A 16,878-nucleotide genomic window follows, 5' to 3' on the forward strand; every position below is an offset into this window, starting at 1 on the left:
AAACGGCGTCAGACGAACCGCCAGAGGTGGTCCGGTGACCCGTTGTCGTCCCACTGGGTGACCTGGGCGCCGTCGGCCGTGGACTGCTGGTCGACCGCCAGCACCTTGCCGCTGCGGACGTTGACCAGCTTCGACCAGCCACCGCCGGCGTCGACGATCCGCCAGTTGTGGTCCGGGGTGCCGTTGTCGCGGTACTGCTGGACGTGGGCGCCGTTGTCGAGGCTCTGGTCGTGCACGGCGAGGACCTTGCCGCTGTTGCGGTTGACGATCCGGACCGTGCCGTCGCCGCTGTCCACGACGGCCCAGAGGTGGTCGGCGGTGCCGTTGTCCGACCACTGCGTCACCTCGGCGATGTCGGCCAACGACATGTTCGAAACGGCCAGGACCTTGCCCGACCGCTGGTTCTGCAGCTTCCGCCACACGGTCGTCGACGCGGCCGGGCGGGTCAGCAGCGCCAGGTAGCCGCCGGCGACCGGGCGGGCCTGGAAGCCGCGCTGGGTGGCGTCGGCGACGACGTACCAGTCACTGAACGGCACGCGCTGGGGCGTGGTGTTCGCGTAGCTGTAGACGCCCTCGACGAGGGTGGTGCGGATGCTCGGCTGGTCGGCCAGCCACGCCGCGGTCCACAGCTCCCAGTCGGCCTTCGTGTAGTTGTTGCGCGGGTCGAGCACGACGCCGTGGGCGCCCGCGCGGGCCTGGTACCAGGAGGCCTCCTGCGCCGCGACGCCGGCCGGGACCAGGTCGAGGCCGAGCACGCGGTCGGCGAAGCCGTTGTACTTCAGGCTCCACGTACCCGGCTGGTCGTAGGCGAGCCGCAGGTGCTGGCCGTCCTCCGCCAGCGTCACCCACTGGCTGACGTAGCTGCGGGACGTCGAGCGGTACCGCTGGGCGTCGGCGGTGTTCCCGGCCGCGGCGGCGATGATGCCCATCGCGCCGACGCCGACGATCCCCTTCAACGCGAGGTTCGCGCTGTGGGCGATGAAGCCGGTGAAGTCGTCGGTCTGGTTCTGGAAGCCGGGGTCGAGGGTGTTGGCGATCAGGTACTCGGCCCACTGCCGCAGGATCCGGTAGTGCGCGGTGACGAACGCCGCGGTGTCGGCCGACGGCAGCCGCTGCACCAGCGCGGCCGCCATGATCAGCATGTTCGCCGACTCCTCGACCGGCATGCTCTCCTCGTTGCCGTCGTTGTGCCCGGTCGCGTCCGGGTAGTGCGTGCCGAGGTCGTGCTCGGCGAACGGCATCGGCCAGCCGCCGCGCTCGGCGTAGTCGAGCAAGGGCTCCAGCAGCAGGCGCAGGTAGGCGGGCGAAAGGTACAGGTAGGCCGGGAACGCCGGGTAGGTGACGTCCACTGTGGACATGTTGCCGTTGGAGGAGATCTCCTTGAGGAACGCCCAGGGCGCGCCACCCCGGTCGACCAGCTCGGTGCCGCCGAACGCCTGGCGCAGGGCGAGCGCGCAGATCCCGGCGTAGTGCTCGCCGGTGCTGCCACCCCCGGCCGCGGCGACGGCCTCGTCGTGCAGCCGCTGGTCGATCGCGGTGGCGGCCGACAGCGCGGCGGCGTAGTCGTTCGCGAACCACACCGCCATGTCCTGCCAGCTGCCCCAGTGGTGCGTCCACCAGGGACGCAGCTCGCTGCCGAGGTAGCGGACCGCGGGAGTGCGGACGTGCCCGATCGCGAGGGTGAACGGCGTTGCCGTGCCGCCGGCCGGGATCGTGCCGAGGTTCTTGTTGAAGGCGAGCACCGGCCAGCGGTCGTTGATCGCGCGGGGCTGCGCGGAATCGCTGGTGTTGGTCAGGACGCCCTGGCCGGCCGAGGTGGCGCGCACGAGGGTGTCCTGGCCGATCTGCCAGGTGGTGTTCGACGCCGGCGCCGCGAGCACGAGGGAGCCCCAGCTCGCCTGATCGCCGTTTTCCTGCAGCACGCCCGGGCTCGCCGGAGTGCAGCTGAGCAGCGTGTAGCCGTTCGCTTGCTGCTGCGTCCACGTGACCGGAGTGGCGGTGTTGCCGTGCACCCACTCGGCGGAGGTGTCGAAGTGCAGGTCGACGGCGTGCGCGCGGCCGTCGGCGCTGGCGGCCTGGATGGTGACGTACCCGAACGGGACGCACTGGCGCCGCAGGTCGGCCGGGTCGACCGGGGAGAAGAACGTGACGGTGAGGTTCACCCCGCCGCCGGTGAGGACGTAGATCGAGCGGGTGCCGGTGACCTGCAGGCTCACCTGGGTCATCGGGATCAGCGCCGGCCCCGACGGCAGGGCGGGTGCCCCGGCGAAGACGTAGGCGGCGCCGTCGATGCGCGCGAGGCCGCACAGCGCGGTGATGTGCCCGGTCCAGAAGCTCGACCAGGTGCCGGCGAGGCTGTCGGCGGGCTGCCAGGTGGACAGGTAGGGCGAGCGGACGATCAGCGGCGTGGCGGGCGGCCGGATCGGGCTGAAGCTCCCGGCGGCGGCAGCCGTCCCGGGCAGCCAGAGAGCGGCGGCAACGGCGGCCGCGGTACCCCCGGCGAGCCGGAGCAGATCGCGGCGGGTGAGGTGATCGCGTTCTCGAGAGGACATCGGTAGCCCCTTCCAACGGCGTGCGAGCCGGGCAGAGACTTTTTTACATCGTTGGTACAACGTTGTAAATCCGCCGAAGGTCGGTGGGGGTGCGGCGTGCGTACCAGTGGAGCCGCAGGTCCGGTGGGGTTTGGAGCGGCTCGCGGTGGTGGAGGCGCGCGAGCAGCGAGTGCGTGGGCGAGCAGCGCATGCCGAGCAGCTCGCAGCGGTCCCGCGGCGGAGGCGCGCGCATAGCGATGCCAAGCGGCTCGCGGGGCGCGGAGGCGCGCGAGCCGCGAATGCCGAGCGGCTCGCAGCGGCGCAGGGGTCGAGGCGCGCGACCACGGCGCCCCAAGCGGCTCTCAACGGCACGGAGGCGGAGGCAGCGAATGCCAAGCGGCTCCCGGTCGCGCGGCGGCTCAGGCCGTCCGGCTCGGGCGGTCCGAGGGCGGCCACACGTACGGCAGGTCCGGCGGCACCCCCGGGAACCGCGTGCCGTACTGGTCCGGGTCCTTCCGCACCAGCGCCGACTGGTGGCTGCGGTGGAGCGCTTCGTCGCCCAGCCACGGCGGCACCTCACCCGCCGCCGTGAGCTCGGCCTGCGTGCGGACCTCGGGACTGCCCACCGATCGGGTGAACTCCTCCCCCAGTTTCACCGCGCACGTGTCCGCCGCGCCCAGCTCGCACCACACCGCGCAGACCTCCAGGCCGTAGCGCGTCAACGCCTCCTCGTACCCCGTCCACATCTTCGCCGCCGGGTGGTGGCGCCAGCCGTAGCCGGGGATCACGAGCGCGCGCAGCACCTGGAGCGCCTCCACGCGCTGCTTGCCGAGGCGGCGGCGGTCGAGCGTGCGGGCGCTGGCGGTGAAGTCGGCGCACGGCAGGAACGTCTGCATCCGGGCCGGGTACCCCGGCGGGCAGATCCGGAACGCCGGCCGCGGCCCCGACCGCGAGATCGGGGCCGCGAAGGTGGCGGTGACGATCAGCTGGGGCCGCCGCGTCCACGGGCCGTGACGGCCGCTTCCGGTTCGACGCTCACCCGCGGGCGCAGGGGCCGGGCTTCGAGGCCCTCGACGTCGATCACCAGGAACCAGTGGGCGTTGGCCGGGATGTGGATCTTGAACATCGGTGCGGTGGCCACCCCGCCGTGCATCCGGTAGTACTGCCGGCGCCGGTAGGCCTGGAAGTTGACCGCGGTCAGCAGCCTGACGTTGGCCATCGCGTCCAGGCGGACGGTGACCACCGCGTCTCTTCGCACCTTTCCCAGGTCGAACACGCTCGCTTCCATTTCGTCCCTCTTCCACGCTTGGTTTTTCGATTCGAATACGACGGTCGCGGGCAGCGCGGATCGCGCCGCGGAGCACACGACGGCGGAAGATCGGAACGCGACTAGCCGGGCCCGGTGCCCGGTTTGGACGGCCGCCACAGCGGCACGAAGTCCCCGTGCGTCCAGGTGGACGCCCGGAGGTGGTGCGGGGCGTGCCCCGTGGCCAGGAAGGCGAACGGGATGCCGGAGCCGCTGCCGGAGGCGACATCGGACGACGACGAAGCCGGCGCGCCGGGGTGCGCCGGTGGCTCCCCGGGACGGTTACTGCCGAGCCGGGACGCGGGGTGGTGAGCCGTGCCCCGGTGCGGACCGGCCGCGACGGTCGCGGCGGTCCAGGGGCAGGCGATCGGCCTCGCCTGCGCGACGGCGGCCGCAGGCGGACCGGCCACGGCGGGAGCGAGCTGCGTGTTCGGCGGCGGGCCGGTCACCACCCGGGCGGGCGGGGCCACGGCCCGGACGGCGGAGCCGGCCACGGGCGGGACCACGACCGCGGCCAAGGAAGCGACGACGGGCCGCCCGGCCCCGTCTGCGACGGGCGTGAGGAGGTCGGTCAGGACCGGCGAAGCGGCACCGAGCACGGGCCGGCTCACCGGCTTGACGACGCGGCTCAGGGCACCGACGAGACCGGTCACGGGCGCGGCCACGGCGGCGACGACCGGTTCGACGAGCGGGGCGGCGGCCTCGGTCAGCGGAGAGAGCAGCGCCTTCGCGGCACCCGAGACAGGCTGGAGCACCGGCACGGCCGAACGCACGACGGACCCGACAACGCCACCGGCGGCGGCACTCACCGGCAAGACCACAGCCCCCACGGCTCGCGTCACGGGCTCGACGGCACCCACGGCTTCCGTCACCGGCGCGATAACAGCGGTGGCGGTTCCGCCCAGCGGCGAAGCAGCCGCCCCAACAGCGCGCGCCACCGGCTCAGCGGCACGCACAACACCCGACACCGGCGCCACCACGGCCGCGGCGGTCCCGCCCACCGGCGAAACAACGGTCCCCACGACACTCGCCACCGGCTCAGCGACACGCACAACACCCGACACCGGCGCCACAACAGCGGTGGCGGTCCCGCCCACCGGCGAAGCAACCGCCCCCACGACACGTCCCACCGGCTCAGCGGCACCCACCGCCCGCGACACCGGCGCCACAACCGCAGCCGCACTCGAAGCGACAGGCGCAGCCGCCCCAACAGCACGCGCCACGGGCTCGGCGGCACGCACAACTCCCGGTACAGGCGCCACCACGGCCGCGGCGGTCCGGCCCACCGGCGAAACAGCCGCCCCCACGACACGCGCCACCGGTTGCACAGCAGCGGCAGCACTCGAAGCGACAGGCGAGGCGTCCGACCCCACGGCACGCGCCACCGGCTCAGCGGTACCCACCGCCCGCGACACCGGCGCCACAGCCGCACCCGCAGCAACAGGTGCAGCCGCCGCCCCAACAGCGCGCGCCACCGGCGCAGCCGAACCCACCACCCGCGACGCCGGCGCCACAACCGCAGCCGGCCCCGAAGCGGCAGGCGCAACTGCACCCGCGCTTCCAGGGGGCACCGCTGTCTTCCCCACGCGCGAGTCCGCCCGTACCGTCCGCGGAGCCGCGCCGGCCGCGACCGGCGGCGCCGCATCAGGGACCGGTCGCGAGATCCGCGTGGCCGCCCGTTGCCCACCCCGGGGCCCGGCATCGGCCTTCGCCCCCTGGTCCACCGACACCGGCGACACCGGCGAGACCGGCGACACCGGCGGGACCAGCGCTCCCACCACCGTCCCGATCGGATCACCGAGGCCCGCCGAGGGCGCGGCCTCGGCGTTGCCGGACGTCAGCCAGGACACCAGCCAAAAGCCCGCCACCGCCCCCGCCAGTACCAGCAGCCGGCGAGCGGCGACGGACGCGCCGCCCACCTCGCGAGCCCGGGTCACGTCGGCGAACCTCCACGGTGAGAACAGGCCTGGGACTTACCCTCCAACGGCTCGGGTCACACCCCTGCTACGGGCCGTCCGGCGCTTCCACTCTTCCGGCCTAGCTGCAAGCCTGACTTGAGACTCCAGTCGGGTGAGGTCGATGGACCGGGTGACCGCTTCCCGATACCTCCGCGGAAATCAGGCTTCCTGTGCCCGTCGCTGTCCCGAGAGCGCGCCGAGGGCCGTGACGCCGTGCTGCAGGCCTTCGCGGAACGTCGCGCGCTGGCCCGGGCTCAGGTCGGCCAGCAGCGCGGTCTCCAGCTCCGCGACCGCCGGTGCACACCCCGCCAGCAGCGCGCGTCCGGCGTCGGTGAGGCCGGCCAGCAGGACCCGCTTGTTGCCCGCCTTGGGGGTCCGCGCGATCAGGCCGCGCTTTTCCAGCGTCAGCACCATTTCGTGCATGGTCTGCGGCCGCAGGAACGACCGGCGGGCCAGCTGCGCCGAAGACAGCGCGCCGCTGGCTTCGAGGACGGTCAGCGCCGTGTACTGCAGCGTGGTGAGCCCGAGCGGCCGCAGGGCGTCGTCGAGCAGGGCCCTGATCACCAGCTCGAGCCGTTTGACCAGGTACAAGGTCAACGGCGCGCCGGCGGGGTGCTCCTGGGCGGAGGTGCTCACGGCGCCCATCATGGCACGCGGGCGCCGCTATGCTCCGATCATGGACCTCGGTCGGCAGACGCGCGTGCGGCAGGCGTTCGGCACCTTCTTCGGGCCCGCGGAACCGACGAAGGAAAACCACGTCCTCGACCTCTTCCACCGCACCGCGGAAACCGTGCCCGCGTACCGGAAATTCCTGCGGGACCACGGGATGGAGCCGCAGTCCGTCCGAACCATGGCCGACTTCGGGCGGCTGCCCCTCACCGACAAGGCCGGCTACCACCGGAAGTACCCGCTGCCCGAACTGTGCCGCGGCGGCACGTTCGACGGGCTCGACATGATCGCCGTCTCCTCGGGCTCCAGCGGTCACCCGACCGTCTGGCCGCGGGCGCTCGAAGACGAACTGCACGTCGCCCGCCGCTTCGAGCAGGTGCTGGCCGGCGCCTTCGAAGCCGATCGGCGCAGCACCCTCGCCATCGTCTGCTTCCCGCTCGGCACCTGGGTCGGCGGCCTGTTCACCACCGCGTGCGTGCGGCACCTCGCCGCCAAGGGCTGCCCGATCACCGTCGTGGCGCCCGGCAACAACAAGGCGGAGATCCTGCGGGTGCTGCCCGAGCTCGCGCCGCACTTCGAGCAGGTCGTGCTGCTGGGCTACCCGCCGTTCGTCAAGGACGTCGTCGACACCGGCCTGGCCGAAGGCGTCGACTGGCCCGCGTACGCGATCAAGCTGGTGCTGGCGGGCGAGGTGTTCAGCGAGCAGTGGCGCGAGCTGGTGGCCCGGCGGGCCGGGATCGCCGACCCGGTCCGCGACATCGCGTCGCTGTACGGCACGGCCGACGCGGGGGTGCTCGGCACCGAAACCCCGCTGTCGGCGAGCATCCGGCGGTTCTTCGCCGGCCACCCGCAGGCGGCCCGCGAGGTCTTCGGCGACGCGCGCCTGCCGACGCTGGTGCAGTACGACCCGGCGAGCCGCTTCTTCGAGGTGCACGAGGGCACCCTCGTCTTCACGGCGGACGGCGGCATCCCGCTGATCCGCTACCACATCGCCGACGACGGCGGGCTCCTGCCGCACGCCGAGCTGCTCGCCCACTGCGCCCGGCACGGCTTCACGCCGCCACCGGGTCCGGAGCTGCCGTTCGTGTACGTGTTCGGCCGCTCGCTGTTCACGGTGTCGTTCTTCGGCGCGAACGTCTACCCGGAGAACGTCACCGTCGGCTTGGAGCAGCCCGGCATCAGCGACACGGTGACGGGCAAGTTCGTCATCGAGTCGGTCGAGGACGCCGACCGCGACCGCCGGCTGCGCGTCACCGTCGAGACGGCACCGGGCGCCACCGCCGACCCGGCCCGGATCGCGGCGGCCGTGCGTGCCCAGCTGGTGCGGCTGAACAGCGAGTTCGCGCACTACGTCCCGCCGGAGCGGCAGCTGCCCGACGTCGTCCTGCGCCCGGCGGGCGACCCCGAGTACTTCCCGGTCGGCGTGAAGCACCGCTACACGCGGCCCGGCTAGGGCAGGGCGAGTTTCCGGAACCGTTCGCGCCGCTCGTCGGCCGACGAGCCGTCGGCGATGTCGTCGTCGAACCACGAACACAGCGCCGCCCACAGCTCCGCGCGGGCCGTGAACTCGTCCGCCGCCATCGGGGTCTGCTCGAGTTCCGCGACGTCCGCCACCAGCTGGTCCAAGCGGCGGTCGCACAGGCGGACGTACTCGCGGACGACGATGTTCGTGTCGAGGCCCGTCTTCGCGCGCGGGCCCGCCGCCCCGCGCAGCTGGGCGTGCAGGCTTTCTTCGCAGTAGCGCGGGAACCCGGAGATCGAGCCCGGGTAGCCGCACTCGGCCGCCCACTCGCGGAACGCGCAGATCGCCTGGTAGCGCGTGTACCAGTCCTGTTTCCCGGCCGCCAGGTTCGCCAGCTTCCGCCAGGCGTCGCGGTCGGCCGAGCGCCAGCGGTCGAGGGTGCGGCCGTCCGGCCGGAGGCCCTCGTCGAGCGCGCGGCCGCGCCAGACGTGCGCCCGGCAGCCCGCGATCTCGGCGACGAGCCGGCGGACGTACGCGACCTGTTCCCAGACGTGGGCGCGTTGCGGCCGCAGCGGCGCCGCGCGGTCCGGGGAGAACGTCACCATCTCGAACACCCGGAACAGCTCGTGGCCGCGCAGGGCCGCCAGGTCGGGGTCCTCCCCCATCACCCAGGAACGGCGCTCCGGCAGCCGTCCGCTGTGACTGATCGTCGCCGCGTGGTAGAGCTCGCGGACCGCACGGCGGGCCACCTCGTCACGCGATTCCCCGAGCAGGCGCGGGTTGCGTGCGCGGTCGCGCAGGTCGCGTTCGCCGCGCGGGCCGACTTCGAGCATCGCCACCGCGTACACGCTCGCCGCGTTGTAGCACTCCTCCCACGAGCGCCGGGGCCCGGCCGCCTCGACGGTGTCGTCGAGCGCCTGCGGGTCCGGTGGCCAGCGCCGGTCCGGGCAGACGTCGGCCAGCCGGACGCGGCTGCCGGGGTAGGCGGGCTGGGGCTCGGGTACCGCACCGGTGACCGGCTCGACGTCCGCCATCGCGCGCCGCACCACCGACCAGACCAGGGACAGGTCGAGCGCGCGGTTCGTCAGCTGCTTCCAGCTGCGGCGCCAGCGGCGGCCGAACCGCCGGTAGTCCTCGATGAGCCGCTCGATCTCGTACTGCGACAGCGCGCCGAAGTACGACCGCATCTCCGCGGCGCGCTGGTTGTACTCGGCCAGCTGCGCCGGGGTCGCCTCGCTGGCCAGGAGTTCCTCGACCGGCACGCGCAGCACGCGCCGGTGCAGCTCGAGCCGCTTCTCCCGCGGGATCGCGTACGGCCGCGTCCGGACGTCGAGGTCGACGTACCGGCGGAAGCGCAGCTCGATCGCCGCCCGCAGTTCGGCGCGGCGCTGCGCCCGCGCGTCGCCGGGGGCGCCCGCGGTGGTGCGGCGCACCCACCAGGACCCGGCCACGGAATCGCCGTGGCCGAGCACGAGGGCGTGCCGGTAGCGGGCGATGAGCAGGGCGACGTCGCGGCCGCGACCGGCGTGGCGGGGCTGGCGCGCGAAGTCGGGGCCGATCCACCAGCGGGCCAGCCGCGGGTGTCCCCGGCTGCAGACGGTGATCACGTCGTCGTAGGTGGCGAGCGCGTCGAGGTGCAGGTCGAGCTGTTCCTGCAGGGCGGCGATCTCGAGTCTGATGTAGACGTTGGCCGGGTCGAGGCTGACCGCGCGGTAGTACTCGGCGAGGGCCTCGTCGTAGCGGCGGTAGGCGATGAAGTGGTTGGCGCGCTGGTAGGCGTCGAAGAGCTCGTACGGGATCTTCGCGCCGCGCCAGGCGGCCCAGTGGATGTTCGTGCGGACGTAGGCGCTGCGCGGGATGACCAGCGCGGCCACCGCGTTCGCGGCGCGGTGCAGCACGCGCGGCCAGTTCGCGTCCTCGATCACCAGCGGGCTCGCGGCGAAGCGCGGGACGCGCACGAGTTCCAGGATGAGCTGGTGGCGGCCGGGGGTGTTGCCGGGCCGGACGGTGCCGGTGACGGTGAACGCGGCCGGTGGCTGGGCGAGCCGGATCAGCTTGGTGACGGCCTTCCACCAGCCCTCCGCGGAATCGCCGGCGTGCTCGACGATCTGGAGGAAGTCGTAGGAGCTGCCGGCGCCCGGGACCGGCGTCGGGGTGTAGAGGCGGGAGTCGTTGAGGAACCGCTTGAAGGTGGCGGTCAGCTCGACGGCGGAGTCGATCTCGCGGTCGTGGCTGCCTTCGGGCCGCTCGTCGGCGAACACCCGGATGTCGATCTGGTTGGCCCGGTAGGCGGCGGCCTCCAGCCGCGCCTTGCCGACGAAGTACAGCGTCAGGACGGCGGAGACGAGCACCACGGACGTCTGCAGGACGGTCCAGGTGATCACGGTGGCGATCTTCGGGTCGCGCACGAACGTCCAGGCCTGGAAGAACGGCAGGTAGGGCACGACCGCGAAACCGGCCGCGACGAGCCCGGCCGCCACCGCCGCCAGCCACCACCGGATCCGGTGGGCCGCGGGCAGTTCGGCCTGGTCGAAGCCCCCGAGCCGACGCGCGTGCACCATCGATCACCCCCTCGTGTCAGATTACTCGCAGAGGGGGTGCGATTCGTTACGGCCCGTTATCCGCGAGCTCGGCGATCACCTGGGCGTGACACGGTTCGGGGACGCACCAGCACCCGAGCCGGCGGCCGCGGAGCCCGGGCAGCAGCGCCAGCAGGCCGGGCCGGGACAGCAGGTACTCGCGGTACTTCGCGACCACTTCTTCGCGCGTGCCGTCCGGACCCGGCCGGAACGGGCTGGCCAGCTCCGACCCCTCGAGGTGCCAGCCCCCGCGGTGCATGGCCCGCCCGACGTAGACGACGTCGGCGTAGCCGGGATCGCCCCGGTGTCCCTTCAGGTTGACGACCGTGGTCGGCATGCCACCCTCCTTCGCGCCCCGGCGACGCCGGTTGTCCGAAGTTCACCGGTTCACTCTCCATCCGGTTACACCCGATGGTCCATCTAGTGCAGATGCACTATGCTGAAGGCTCACGGTTGAGCCGTCAGCCGCTGCCGGACGTTCCGCGCCCGGGCCGGCAGGCTGCCTCACGTCCGGCATCCGTCGTCCCGAAACGTCCGGACCGCTCCCGCTGCCCGACGAAGCTGCCCGACGAAAGGGTGTGCCGCGATGGTTCCGCAAACACGCTCGGCCGACCACCAGCTCACCGCCGATTGGCTGACCGCCGGCCACATGTCCGTGCGCGTGCGGTCCCGCGGCGCCCGCACCCTGCTCGTCGAGGTGACCGGCGAGGTCGACCTCGCCACCGCCCGCCACCTCGACGAAGTCCTGCAGGACCGCGTCCACGGCGAGGTCGGCGAACTCGTCATCGACCTCGCCGGCGTCACGTTCTTCTCCGTCGCCGGGCTCAACTCGCTGCTGCGCGCTCAGCTGCTCGCCGACTCGGCCGGGGCCCGCCTCACCGTGGACGCGGGGCGGTCCCGCGCGGTGCGGCGGCTGTTCACGCTGCTGCCGACCGACTTCGACAGCGTCGCGAACGTCCGCCCGGTCCCCTGACCGCTCACCCGGCCGCCTGACGGCCCAGCCGCCGGACGGCCTCGACGATCGCCGTGTTGGGCGCGCCCTTCACCAGGTACTCGGTGACGCCGGCCGCGGCCAGCCCGGCGATCGACGCCCGGTCGGCGTAGGCGGAGAAGGCCAGGATGGCGGTGCCCGGGCTGCGGCGGGCGATCTCGCGGGCCGCCCGCGCCCCGCCGCCGCCCGGCATCCGGACGTCGAGGACCGCGACCGCGGGCCGGTGCCGCTCGGCGAGCCGGATCGCCTCGTCGGCGTCGCCGGCCACCGCGACCACGGCGATGCCGGCCTCGGAGTTCAGGACCTCCTTCAGGACGTCGCGGATCATCACGTCGTCGTCCGAGATCAGCACGCTCAGCTCGGTCACGGTTCGAGCTCCGTCGCGTCGGGCAGCAGGGGCAGCCAGAACTCGACGACGGTGCCCACGCCGGGCGTGCTGTCCACGGAGAGCCAGCCGTGCGCCGCTTCGGCGCGCTCGTGCATCTCGACCAGCCCGAAGTGGCCGGCACCGGCCTCGCCGCCGGCCGTGCCGACGCCGTCGTCGCTGATCCGCACCAGGGTTCCCTTGTCCACTGTGGACAGCGTGACGCCGACCCGGGTGGCGCGCGCGTGCTTGTGGACGTTGCTGAGCGCCTCCTGGCAGATCCGGTACACGGTGATCGCCGCTTCCGGGGACGGCTCGGCGGTGAGCTCGTCCCGCACGTCGTAGGCCAGCCCCCAGCGGCCCGCGACGTCGTCGGTGTAAGCCGAGACCGCCTCCACCAGGCCGTGCCGGTCGAGTTCCGGCGGCCGCAGCCGGGAGACCAGGCCGCGCAGCCGGGCGATCGCGGCGGTGACCGACTCGTCGAGGCTGCCGACGGCGCTCGCGTGCGGTTCCGGCAGCCGGGAGGCCAGCAGCTGCAGGCGCATGCCGACGGCCACCATGGACTGGATCGACTCGTCGTGGACGTCCCAGGCGATCCGGCGCCGCTCGACCTCCTGGGCCTCGACGAGGTGCCCGACCAGCCGGCGGCGTTCGCGCAGGGCCTGCTCGGCGTTGCGGCGTTCGGTCATGTCTCGGGTGACCTTGCCGAATCCGCGCAGCCGGCCCCGCTCGTCGAACAACGCCGTGATCACCACGTTCGCCCAGAACCGGGTGCCGTCCTTGCGCACCCGCCACCCCTCGTCCTCCAGCCGCCCCTGTTCGACCGCGATCTCCAGCTCCCGCGCCGGCTTCCCCGCCGCCACGTCGTCGGCCGGGTAGAACACCGAGAAGTGCTGCCCGATGATCTCCTCGGCCGCGTACCCCTTGATGCGCTCGGCGCCGGTGTTCCAGCTCGAAATGTGCCCCCCGGTGTCCAGCATGAAGATGCCGTAGTCCTGGACGCTCTGGACGAGCACGCGGAACCGTTCTTCGCTCTCCCGCAGCGCCAGCTCGGCCGCGCGGCGCTCGGTCACGTCCCGGGTGACCTTCCCGAACCCGCGCAGCCGGCCCCGCTCGTCGAACAACGCCGTGATCACCACGTTCGCCCAGAACCGGGTGCCGTCCTTGCGCACCCGCCACCCCTCGTCCTCCAGCCGCCCCTGTTCGACCGCGATCTCCAGCTCCCGCGCCGGCTTCCCCGCCGCCACGTCGTCGGCCGGGTAGAACACCGAGAAGTGCTGCCCGATGATCTCCTCGGCCGCGTACCCCTCGATGCGCTCCGCCCCCGCGTTCCACGTCGAGATCCGGCCCCCGGTGTCGAGCATGAAGATCCCGTAGTCCAGTACTCCCTGCACCAGCAGGCGGAACCGGTCGTCGTCCATGCGGCAACTCTGCCGGATCGGCACCCGCCTGGCACGGCCACCGGCCGCGGTTCAGCCCGCGAGCTCGGCGGCCGGGGCGGGCAGGACACACCAGACCACCTTCCCGCGGCCGTGGCGCGCGGTGCCCCGCACCGAGGACAGGCGGTCGACGAGGGCGAGACCCCAGCCGCCGTCGGCCCCCGCCGGACGCCGCACCGGGGGCGCGGGGTCGTCGTCGAAGACCTCGATGCGGATGTCCGCGCCGTCCACGCTCAGCCGCAGGACCGGGTCGCCGCCGGCGTGCCGCAGCGCGTTGGCCGCGAGCTCGGTGACGACCAGCAGCGCGTCGTCGAGGGCGCCACCATCGGTCCAGGCCAGCAGGGCGAGCCGGGTGAACCGGCGAGCGCCGGCCAGGCCGCCCGCCAAGTCGGTCAGCACGCACTCCGCGGTCAGCGGGCCAGGGATGTTCACCCGACCAGCGTGCTCGAACGGCACCGGACGGCGCGAGAGGCAAAAGCCCCCCACCCGGCTGGTGCAGGTGCATCAGCCGATGAGGCCCTCCCGGCGGGCCACCGCGACGGCTTCGAGCTTCGACCGCGCGCCGAGCTTTTCCAGTACCCGCTGCACGTGGTTGCGCGTGGTGTTGCGGGAGACGCCCAGCCGTCGGCCGATCTCGTCGGTGGTCGCGCCCTCGGCGAGCAGGTCGAGGGTTTCGCGTTCCCGCGCGGTCAGCGCCGCACCTCCGCCGGGGCCCCGGCCGGTGAGCTGGTGGAGGACGCCGGGCAGCAGCTCCGGGTCGAAGACCACGGCGCCGGCGGCCACGTCCCGCACGGCGCGTTCCAGCACGCCGAGCTGGGCGGACTTCAGCAGCAGCCCCGCGCCGCCCGCCTTGGCGACCTGCACGGCGACCGCGGGCGTCGCGTCGCCGGTCAGCACCAGCACCCGCGCGTCGCCCGCGGCGAGCTGCGCGATGACGCCGAGGGCGTCGCCGTCGGCGAGCCGCCGGTCCAGCACCACGACGTCCGGGGCGTGCTCGATCGCGTGGGGCACCGCCTCCGCCCGGGAGCGGGCCCGGCCGACCACCGTGATCCCGTCGGCGCGGTCGAGGGCCAGCTGCAGTGCCTCCGCGACCATGTCGTGGTCCTCCACCAGCAGGACCCGGACGTCACGAGGCTCATCGGCGCTGCTCACGGCGTTCCCTCACTCCGGTGGTGACTGACCGCCCATCCTAGGCGCCCACCCGCGGGATCGCCGCCGGTCACCAGGCGGGGGAACTCGGCCGCAGCAGTCCTTCGGGACCGGTCACCGGCAGCCAGTCGACGAGGTCCTCGTGGTGGCCCGCCGCCCGGAGCACCGGCGGCCGGAACGAGCCGGCGGGCGGGCCGGCCACCCGCAGCACCTCGAGGAACCGGGCGACCGCGCGCGGCGCGGGCAGGACTTCCGGGCCGCCGAGGTAGGCGAGCACCTTCGCCGCGCCTCCCCCTGCGGGCTCGACGACCGCCGACCAGCCGTGCACCTCGTCCCAGATGAGGGCCAGGTCGTGCCCCGGCAGGTCCGGCAGCGTGCGGTCGAGGGCGACGTACCCGGAGGCGGGCACGTCGAGGTCGAGCGAACACGATTCGAAGCCGACGCCGACGGCCCGGGCGACCCGGGCGAGGTAGGCACGCAGCCCCCGGGCGAAGTGGTACTCGATGTCCTTGCCGAAGCCGATGAGCGTGTTCATGGTTCCGCCTCCCGCACCCGCTGCAGGCGCGGAATACCCGATTCGGGCAGCGGTCACACTTTCGTGTTCATTCTTCGATCGCCCCGCCCACCGCCCGCAAGTGCGCGCGGAAAGTCAAGGACGGATCCGTTTCCCGCGCCGCAAGGAATTCACCGAAACGCACCTGCTGCCGCAACGGTTCGCCGCCGCGGATCCGGTCGGCCTGGCGGCGTTCGGTGTCGCGGATTCCTTCGGCGAGGGTGCACAATTCACCCGCGCGGGCGAGCGGGACGAAGAGGACACCGTCGTCGTCGCCCAGCACGAGGTCCGCCGGGCCGATCCGCCAGGTCCCGACGACCGCCTCGGCCAGCCCGCCGTCGACGCGGGGACCCAGGCCGAGCGGGCCGGTGGGCAGGGAGCCGAGGCTGAACACCGGCAGCCCGATGGCGCGGATGTCCGCGGTGTCGCGGTGCAGGCCCCAGATCACCAGCCCGGAGAGCCCGGCGGCGCGCGCCTCGAGGACGACGAGGTCGCCGACGCAGCTCTCGTCGAGCCGGCCGCCGTTGTCGACCACCAGCACGCCACCTTCGGGGGCGTCCTCGAAGGCTTCGAGGAAGACGTCGACGCTGCCGACGTGCCGGGCCGGGACGGCCGGGCCGAACAGGCGGCTGCCCGGCACCACCGCGCGCGTCGGCGCCGGCGCGCACCGCACCGGGAGCCCGGCGCGGATGCACGCGTCGGCGAGGTGGGCGGTGGTCAGGGTCGCGAAGCGCTGTCTGAGTCCTTCGAGGTCCATGCGCCGAACTTAGCCAGCGTCCCGGGTCTCCCCCGTCAGCCACGCCAGGTACTCCGCGCTGCCGCCGACGATCGGCGTGGCGATCACCTCCGGCAGGTCGTAGCCGTGCAGCTGCCGCAGGCGTTCGGTCAGCGCCGGCACCCGGTCGGCGGTCGTCTTGATCTCCACGCGCCACTCCCGATCGGTCTGCACCGCGCCGTCCCACCGGTAGACGCTGGTGATCGGGCCGACGACCTGGGCACAGGCCCCCAGCCGGGCTTCCACCGCCTGCGCGGCCAGTTCCCGCGCCGCCGCTTCCGAGTCCGTCGTGGACGTCACGATCACGTGCTCCGCCGCCATGCCGTCAGGTTACCGGCGACCGTTCACCCCGAATTCGAGACAGCGCCACCACCCGGCGGCCAGGATGAGCGGCGCCGAAGTTCCCGACGTGAGGACCCGAGGATGCGCCGTCTGCCCGCACTCGCCACCGCCGTGCTCTCCGCCTCCGCACTGCTGACCGGCGGGACGGCCCACGCCGCGAGCCCGCCGTTCCCCGCGTCGGTGTTCCGCGCGACCCACAACAGCTATTCGGGAAACGTCGACGGCGCCAAGAACTCCCTCGCCGACCAGCTCGACCACGGCGTGCGGTTCCTGGAACTCGATGTGCACGACAACGGCTACCCGGCGTCGCACGACTACGCCGTCGGCCACGACTCCCCCGGCGACCTCGTGGACCACAGCGGCGGCAACCCGGCGTCGGACAACCTCCGCGACTGGCTGGCCGTGGTGAACACGTGGTCCGCGCAGCACCCGGCCGCCGCCCCGATCGTCGTCATGCTCGACCTCAAGGACGACCTGACCGACAACCCGTCGTTCGCCGCGGGCAACCTGACCGCCCTGAACCAGGAGCTGGAATCGGTGTTCGGCGCGCGGCTGCTGCGGGCGCAGGACTACCCGGCAGCGCAGCCGGACGTCGACGCGCTGCGCGGGCGCGTGCTGCCGCTGCTGTCCGGCGACGGCGGCTCCCGCACCGAGTACCGGCGCGACGTCGGCTACCACCCGGCGGTCGCGCTGAACGGCCGCGGCCAGGTGGTCGAGGTGCACGACTCCGGGGCCGGCGCGCTCTGGTACTGGACCGGGA

17 protein-coding genes are annotated in these 16,878 nt (G+C 73.3%); 2 read left to right on the forward strand and 15 right to left on the reverse strand.

Going from position 1 to position 16,878, the window contains the following annotated elements:
* Positions 1-8: 8 nt before the first annotated feature.
* From QRY02_RS16010 to QRY02_RS16030, 5 genes are all read right to left on the reverse strand, one after another.
* A complete protein-coding gene (locus tag QRY02_RS16010) occupies positions 9-2,552 on the reverse strand; it encodes a glutaminase domain-containing protein (protein WP_285992313.1) in 2,544 nt (847 codons plus the stop codon).
* 398 nt (positions 2,553-2,950) lie between these two features.
* Complete coding sequence (locus QRY02_RS16015; RefSeq protein WP_285992314.1) at positions 2,951-3,427, reverse strand: MSMEG_6728 family protein; 477 nt, start codon at positions 3,425-3,427, stop codon at positions 2,951-2,953.
* An 86-nt stretch (positions 3,428-3,513) separates the two neighbouring features.
* On the reverse strand, positions 3,514-3,807 hold the full coding sequence (locus QRY02_RS16020) for a DUF1883 domain-containing protein (protein ID WP_285992315.1): 294 nt from the start codon (positions 3,805-3,807) through the stop codon (positions 3,514-3,516).
* 113 nt (positions 3,808-3,920) lie between these two features.
* Positions 3,921-4,646 (reverse strand): hypothetical protein, encoded by a 726-nt coding sequence (locus QRY02_RS16025; protein WP_285992316.1) that lies wholly within the window; start codon positions 4,644-4,646, stop codon positions 3,921-3,923.
* Between the two features lie 1,308 nt (positions 4,647-5,954).
* The gene (locus QRY02_RS16030) at positions 5,955-6,443 is read right to left on the reverse strand and encodes a MarR family winged helix-turn-helix transcriptional regulator (protein WP_285992317.1); all 489 of its coding nucleotides are present in this window, start codon (positions 6,441-6,443) and stop codon (positions 5,955-5,957) included.
* Positions 6,444-6,471: 28 nt separating this feature from the next.
* Between QRY02_RS16030 and QRY02_RS16035 the strand changes: the two genes are divergently transcribed.
* Positions 6,472-7,917: a phenylacetate--CoA ligase family protein gene (locus QRY02_RS16035; protein WP_285992318.1), complete on the forward strand. Its 1,446-nt coding sequence runs from the start codon at positions 6,472-6,474 to the stop codon at positions 7,915-7,917.
* Here the strand turns inward: QRY02_RS16035 and QRY02_RS16040 are convergent.
* A complete protein-coding gene (locus QRY02_RS16040) occupies positions 7,914-10,487 on the reverse strand; it encodes a tetratricopeptide repeat protein (RefSeq protein ID WP_285992319.1) in 2,574 nt (857 codons plus the stop codon). The genes QRY02_RS16035 and QRY02_RS16040 overlap by 4 nt on opposite strands.
* A gap of 46 nt (positions 10,488-10,533) precedes the next feature.
* Positions 10,534-10,842, reverse strand: coding sequence for a DUF4326 domain-containing protein (locus QRY02_RS16045; RefSeq protein WP_285992320.1), 309 nt, complete (start codon positions 10,840-10,842; stop codon positions 10,534-10,536).
* 249 nt (positions 10,843-11,091) lie between these two features.
* Between QRY02_RS16045 and QRY02_RS16050 the strand changes: the two genes are divergently transcribed.
* Positions 11,092-11,478 (forward strand): STAS domain-containing protein, encoded by a 387-nt coding sequence (locus QRY02_RS16050; protein ID WP_285992321.1) that lies wholly within the window; start codon positions 11,092-11,094, stop codon positions 11,476-11,478.
* 4 nt (positions 11,479-11,482) lie between these two features.
* Here the strand turns inward: QRY02_RS16050 and QRY02_RS16055 are convergent, their stop codons facing one another.
* The 8 genes from QRY02_RS16055 to QRY02_RS16090 all read right to left on the reverse strand — a co-directional run bounded on the left by QRY02_RS16055 (position 11,483) and on the right by QRY02_RS16090 (position 16,841).
* Positions 11,483-11,863, reverse strand: a complete 381-nt coding sequence (locus QRY02_RS16055) for a response regulator (RefSeq protein ID WP_285992322.1) — start codon at positions 11,861-11,863, stop codon at positions 11,483-11,485.
* Positions 11,860-13,281 (reverse strand): PAS domain-containing sensor histidine kinase, encoded by a 1,422-nt coding sequence (locus QRY02_RS16060; protein ID WP_285992323.1) that lies wholly within the window; start codon positions 13,279-13,281, stop codon positions 11,860-11,862. The genes QRY02_RS16055 and QRY02_RS16060 overlap by 4 nt, the downstream gene beginning before the upstream one ends.
* Before the next feature lie 51 nt (positions 13,282-13,332).
* Complete coding sequence (locus tag QRY02_RS16065; protein WP_285992324.1) at positions 13,333-13,731, reverse strand: ATP-binding protein; 399 nt, start codon at positions 13,729-13,731, stop codon at positions 13,333-13,335.
* A 72-nt stretch (positions 13,732-13,803) separates the two neighbouring features.
* Positions 13,804-14,451: a response regulator transcription factor gene (locus tag QRY02_RS16070; protein WP_285992325.1), complete on the reverse strand. Its 648-nt coding sequence runs from the start codon at positions 14,449-14,451 to the stop codon at positions 13,804-13,806.
* Between the two features lie 67 nt (positions 14,452-14,518).
* Positions 14,519-14,983: a DUF6292 family protein gene (locus QRY02_RS16075; RefSeq protein ID WP_285992326.1), complete on the reverse strand. Its 465-nt coding sequence runs from the start codon at positions 14,981-14,983 to the stop codon at positions 14,519-14,521.
* Between the two features lie 67 nt (positions 14,984-15,050).
* Positions 15,051-15,758 (reverse strand): RraA family protein, encoded by a 708-nt coding sequence (locus QRY02_RS16080; protein ID WP_285992327.1) that lies wholly within the window; start codon positions 15,756-15,758, stop codon positions 15,051-15,053.
* A gap of 9 nt (positions 15,759-15,767) precedes the next feature.
* Positions 15,768-16,097 (reverse strand): divalent-cation tolerance protein CutA, encoded by a 330-nt coding sequence (cutA, locus tag QRY02_RS16085; RefSeq protein ID WP_285992328.1) that lies wholly within the window; start codon positions 16,095-16,097, stop codon positions 15,768-15,770.
* A 9-nt stretch (positions 16,098-16,106) separates the two neighbouring features.
* Positions 16,107-16,841: a hypothetical protein gene (locus tag QRY02_RS16090; protein ID WP_285992329.1), complete on the reverse strand. Its 735-nt coding sequence runs from the start codon at positions 16,839-16,841 to the stop codon at positions 16,107-16,109.
* Positions 16,842-16,878 lie beyond the last annotated feature (37 nt).

The sequence above is a fragment of the Amycolatopsis sp. DG1A-15b genome (assembly GCF_030285645.1).
GTDB lineage: Bacteria > Actinomycetota > Actinomycetes > Mycobacteriales > Pseudonocardiaceae > Amycolatopsis.